A 5434-nucleotide genomic window follows, 5' to 3' on the forward strand; every position below is an offset into this window, starting at 1 on the left:
ACGGCTCGGTGCCGTCCACCGGTCAGCGGCGCCCTGGCCTCCCACGGGCTGGCCCCGCAGTACTCTCGGCGCGATGGGGCTTAGCTTCCGGGTTCGGAACGGGACCGGGCGTGCCCCCCATGCTCTGGCCGCTGACCGGTGGGCGGCGCCCACCGTTACGGTGTCCGGTATCGCATACACGTGCCCTGGGGGCCGCATGGCGCATAGGGGAGGTGACTCGGGGGCATCCTCGTGCCCGGACCGCGCTTCAGAGCGCATGTCCCGCGGGCCGCGAGGTGCGGTTCCGGAAGAGCTCGGGCGATTAGTGCGGCTCGGCTGAGGCTGTCGCCAGCCTTGCACCTGCCGTCTATCGACCAGGTAGTCTACCTGGGCCCTTACCGGAAGGAGAACTAATCCCTGGAACGGCTTCCCGCTTAGATGCCTTCAGCGGTTATCCGCGCCGCACGCGGCTACCCGGCCGTGCCGTTGGTCGACAACCGGTTCACCGGAGGTGCGTCCACCCCGGTCCTCTCGTACTGGGGGCAGCCTCCATCGATTCTCCTGCGCCCACGGAGGATAGGGACCGAACTGTCTCACGACGTTCTGAACCCAGCTCGCGTACCGCTTTAAACGGCGAACAGCCGTACCCTTGGGACCTGCTCCAGCCCCAGGATGCGATGAGCCGACATCGAGGTGCCAAACCTTGCCGTCGATGTGGACTCTTGGGCAAGATCAGCCTGTTATCCCCGGAGTACCTTTTATCCGTTGAGCGACGGCCCACCCACTCGGGGCCGCCGGATCACTAGAGCCTGCTTTCGCACCTGCTCGGCTTGTGGGCCTCGCAGTCAAGCCCGCTTGTACTCTTGCATTCAAAAGGACGGTTGCCGACCGTCCCGAGCGGACCTTCGCGCGCCTCCGTTACCCTTTAGGAGGCGACCGCCCCAGTCAAACTGCCCGCCTGGCACGGTCCCCGAGCCGGTCGACGGCCTCGGGTTAGGACGCCGGTCGCGCGAGGGCAGTATTCCAAGGGCGGCTCCCCGGGGGCTGGCGCCTCCGGATCGATGCCTCCTGCCTATCCTCTACACGCGGGACCAGCGGCCAATGCCAAGCTGCAGTGAAGGTTCACGGGGTCTCTCCGTCCTTCCGCGGGTAAGTCGCATCTTCACGACCAGTGCAATTTCACCGGGTCCATGGTCGAGACAGCGCCCAAGTCGTTGCGCCTTTCGTGCAGGTCGGAACTTACCCGACAAGGAATTTCGCTACCTTAGGACCGTTATAGTTACGGCCGCCGTTTACCGGGGCTTGGCTTCGGGGCTTCGCTCGAAAGCTAACTCCTCCGCGTGACCTTCCGGCACCGGGCAGGCGTCAGACCCTATACGTCGCCTTGCGGCTTCTGCAGAGTCCTGTGTTTTTGGTAAACAGTCGCTTGGGCCTCTCCACTGCGGCCCGCCTCCGCTCCCGGAGCAAGTCCGTTCACGTACGCGCGGGCACCCCTTCTCCCGAAGTTACGGGGCCATTGTGCCGAGTTCCTTGACCATGGTTGACCCGATCGCCTCGGTATGTTCTACCCACCCACCTGTGTCGGTTTGCGGTACGGGCGCGCACGCGCCTGCCTAGGGGTTTTTCTAGGGACCTCGGGCTCACTCGCTTCGCTTAAGTGCTTCGTCCGGAGCCTCGCCCTGTGTGCGGACCGGATTTCCCTGGTCCGCGGGCCGCGCTCCATCACGGGGACGTCCAGAACCCCGCCGAGCCACCCCCATCCGTCGCCCCGTCGGTCGTAGCGCCGCGTGCGCGGTGCAGGAATGTCTGCCTGCTGCGCGTCGGCTACGCCTTCCGGCCTCGCCTTAGCCCCCGACTGACCCTGGGAGGATTAGCCTTGCCCAGGAAACCTCGGGTTCACGGCGGACGAGTTACTCTCTCGTCTCTCGCTACTCATGCCAGCATTCTCACTCCCATGCGCTCCACCGCCGGTCGCCCGGCGGCTTCACCGCCCATGGGAAGCTCCCCTACCGATTCTGAAAATCAAAATCCCGCCGCTTCGGTGTCCAGCTTAGCCCCGTGTATTGTCGGCGCATGTCCACTCGACCAGTGAGCTGTTACGCACTCTTTGAATGCATGGCTGCTTCTAAGCCAACATCCTGGTTGTCTGGGCGGACGCACATCCTTTGCCACTCGGCTGGAACTTGGGGACCTTAGCGGGCGGTCCGGGCTGTTTCCCTCTCGAGCACACAGCTTAGCCCACATGCTCTGACTGCCGCGCTCTGGGCCGCCGGCATTCGGAGTTCGGTTGGATTCGGTAGGCGGCGAAGCCCCCTCGTCCATCCGGTGCTCTACCTCCGGCGGTGAACGCGCGACGCTAGCCCTAAAGCTATTTCGGGGAGAACGAGATATCTCCGGGTTTGATTGGCCTTTCACCCCTATCCGCAGGTCATCGCCGCCGTTTTCAACCGACGTGCGTTCGGCCCTCCACGGGGTCTTACCCCCGCTTCAGCCTGCCCACGGATAGCTCACCCGGCTTCGCGTCCGCGGCGCGGGACTCAAGTCGCCCTGTTAAGGCTCGCTTTCGCTACGGCTCCCTTTCGGTTAACCTCGCCCCGCGCCAGCGACTCGCTGGCTCATTCTACAAAAGGCACGCCGTCACACCACAAGGGTGCTCCGACTGCTCGTGGGCGCACGGTTTCAGGTACTGTTTCACTCCCCTCCCGGGGTGCTTTTCACCTTTCCCTCACGGTACTGGTGCGCTATCGGTCACAGGGTAGTACTCAGGCTTGGATGGTGGTCCACCCAGGTTCGGACCGGGTTTCACGTGCCCGGCCCTACTCAGGGACCGCGTCGCGCCGTCCGGTCTGGGTTCGCGTACGGGGCTGTCACCCGCTGCGGCCGGCCCTCCCATGCCGTTCCGCTCCCCAGCCGGACCTGCGCCCGGGGGCGGCAGCCCCCGGATGCGCGGCCCTGCAACCCCGTCGGCGGAACCCCTGCCGGGTATGCCCGCTCGACGGTTTGGCCATCGGTCCCCTTTCGCTCGCCGCTACTCGGGGAGTCTCGAGATTGATTTCCTCTCCTCCGGGTACTTAGATGTTTCAGTTCCCCGGGTTGTCCTCCCGGCCCCTATGTGTTCGGGGCCGGGATATCCGTACTGCTACGGATGGGTTCGCCCATTCGGAGACCCCCGGGTCGAAGGATGTGTGCTCCTCGCCGGGGATTATCGCAGCTTGCCGCGTCCTTCATCGGCTCCCTGTGCCAAGGCATCCGCCGTGCGCCCGTGGTATCTTGCGGGACCGCTCTCGGGCCCGCGGGATATCCACGTGTCGCTAAAATTAATTAATCGATATCATGAATAGCGCTCGTATGTCGCAATTCGGGTATCTCATACCGCGGCACAGTAGTTGACTGTGCTCGCGATCAGATGCTCCTCACTCATTAATAAGTGAATTCTTCTTGTTTGGATCGGATGAATGATTGCTATCATTCTGTCTTTAAATCGCAGAAAAGAATCGAGTCTGGAAGAATGATCTTCCATCTCTCTCCTATCGCTATGCGGCTCTCAAGGTACGCGGGTGCGACCCCGGGGACCGGGTGCTGCGGGGAATCATCCTGGCGACATCCACCGGACGGGCTCCTGCCCTCTATTCGAGTTAAGTTGATCTCTCTAAGAATGTATCTCCCTAGAAAGGAGGTGATCCAGCCGCACCTTCCGGTACGGCTACCTTGTTACGACTTCACCCCCCTCACCCTCCACACCTTCGGCGCCTCCCCCCTTGCGGTTGGGCCGGCGACTTCGGGTGCAGACGACTCGGGTGGTGTGACGGGCGGTGTGTACAAGGCCCGGGAACGCATTCACCGCGGCATGCTGATCCGCGATTACTAGCAACTCCGACTTCATGGGGGCGGGTTGCAGCCCCCAATCCGAACTGGGGCCGGCTTTCCGGGATCCGCTCCCCCTCGCGGGGTGGCATCCCTCTGTACCGGCCATTGTAGCACGTGTGCAGCCCAGGGCATAAGGGGCATGATGACTTGACGTCGTCCCCGCCCTCCTCCGCCTTGACGGCGGCGGTCCCGCGTGGGTTCCCGGCATCACCCGATGGCAACACGCGGCGGGGGTTGCGCTCGTTGCGGGACTTAACCCAACATCTCACGACACGAGCTGACGACAGCCATGCACCACCTGTATGGGCTCCTCTCGGCCACGGGGTCTCCCCCGCTTCACCCATATGTCAAGCCCTGGTAAGGTTCTTCGCGTTGCTTCGAATTAAGCCACATGCTCCGCTGCTTGTGCGGGCCCCCGTCAATTCCTTTGAGTTTTAGCCTTGCGGCCGTACTCCCCAGGCGGGACGCTTAATGCGTTGGCTGCGGCACGGGGGGATCGTCCCCCCACACCTAGCGTCCATCGTTTACGGCTGGGACTACCAGGGTATCTAATCCTGTTCGCTCCCCCAGCTTTCGCGCCTCAGCGTCGGTCTCGGCCCAGAGGGCCGCCTTCGCCACCGGTGTTCCACCCGATATCTGCGCATTCCACCGCTACACCGGGTGTTCCACCCTCCCCTACCGGACCCAAGCCGCGGAGGTTCCGGGGGCTTCGGGGGGTTGAGCCCCCCGCTTCGACCCCCGGCCTGCCGGGCCGCCTACGCGCGCTTTACGCCCAATGAATCCGGATAACGCTCGCCCCCTACGTATTACCGCGGCTGCTGGCACGTAGTTAGCCGGGGCTTCTTCTGCAGGTACAGTCTTGACTCTTCCCTGCTGAAAGCGGTTTACGACCCGAAGGCCTCCGTCCCGCACGCGGCGTCGCTGCGTCAGGGTTCCCCCCATTGCGCAAGATTCCCCACTGCTGCCTCCCGTAGGAGTCTGGGCCGTGTCTCAGTCCCAATCTGGCCGGTCGGTCTCTCAACCCGGCTACCCGTTGTCGGCACGGTGGGCCGTCACCCCGCCGTCTACCTGATGGGCCGCGGAGCCATCCCCTCCCGTCGGGGCTTTAGCCGGGGTGCCATGCGGCACCCCGGGGTATCCGGTATTACCCGTCCTTTCGGGCGGCTATCCCGGGGGAGGGGGCAGGTTCTCCACGTGTTACTCAGCCGTTCGCCACTCGCTTCCACCCGAAGGTGGGTGCCGTTCGACTTGCATGTGTTAGGCGCGCCGCCAGCGTTCATCCTGAGCCAGGATCGAACTCTCCGTCCAAAATGTATGGGCTTCGAGCCCGTCCGGTCCTCTCAGTCCATCGCTGATCGGTTCCGTTCGATTCATATGGTTTTAGTATAGGAAAAGGAATTTCTCGGGGCCGCCTCTCGACGGCCTTGCGAAAAACAAATCCAAGTTAGACCATTTCAAATGGTTCGATGTCTGCCCGGATGCGACACTGAATGTGTCCATCCTCGCAGTATCCGGTTCTCAAGGTGCACGCTCTGCGGCTGATCCGGTCCGACCGGGCCGCGCGGCAAGGAGATATATTGCCAGACCG

Annotated in this window: 3 rRNA genes; all 3 read right to left on the minus strand. The window is 63.5% G+C overall.

Annotated features, from left to right (window positions below):
• Nucleotides 1–20: 20 nt before the first annotated feature.
• A 5S ribosomal RNA gene (gene rrf / locus DXD48_RS00005) occupies nucleotides 21–136 on the minus strand.
• A 145-nt stretch (nucleotides 137–281) separates the two neighbouring features.
• Nucleotides 282–3255: ribosomal RNA gene (locus DXD48_RS00010) — 23S ribosomal RNA — on the minus strand.
• Nucleotides 3256–3648: 393 nt separating this feature from the next.
• Nucleotides 3649–5154, minus strand: a 16S ribosomal RNA gene (locus DXD48_RS00015).
• The 16S, 23S and 5S rRNA genes sit together here, the layout of an rRNA operon.
• Nucleotides 5155–5434: the final 280 nt, after the last annotated feature.

It is taken from the genome of Collinsella sp. TM05-37 (genome assembly GCF_003436455.1).
Taxonomy (GTDB): Bacteria; Actinomycetota; Coriobacteriia; order Coriobacteriales; family Coriobacteriaceae; genus Collinsella.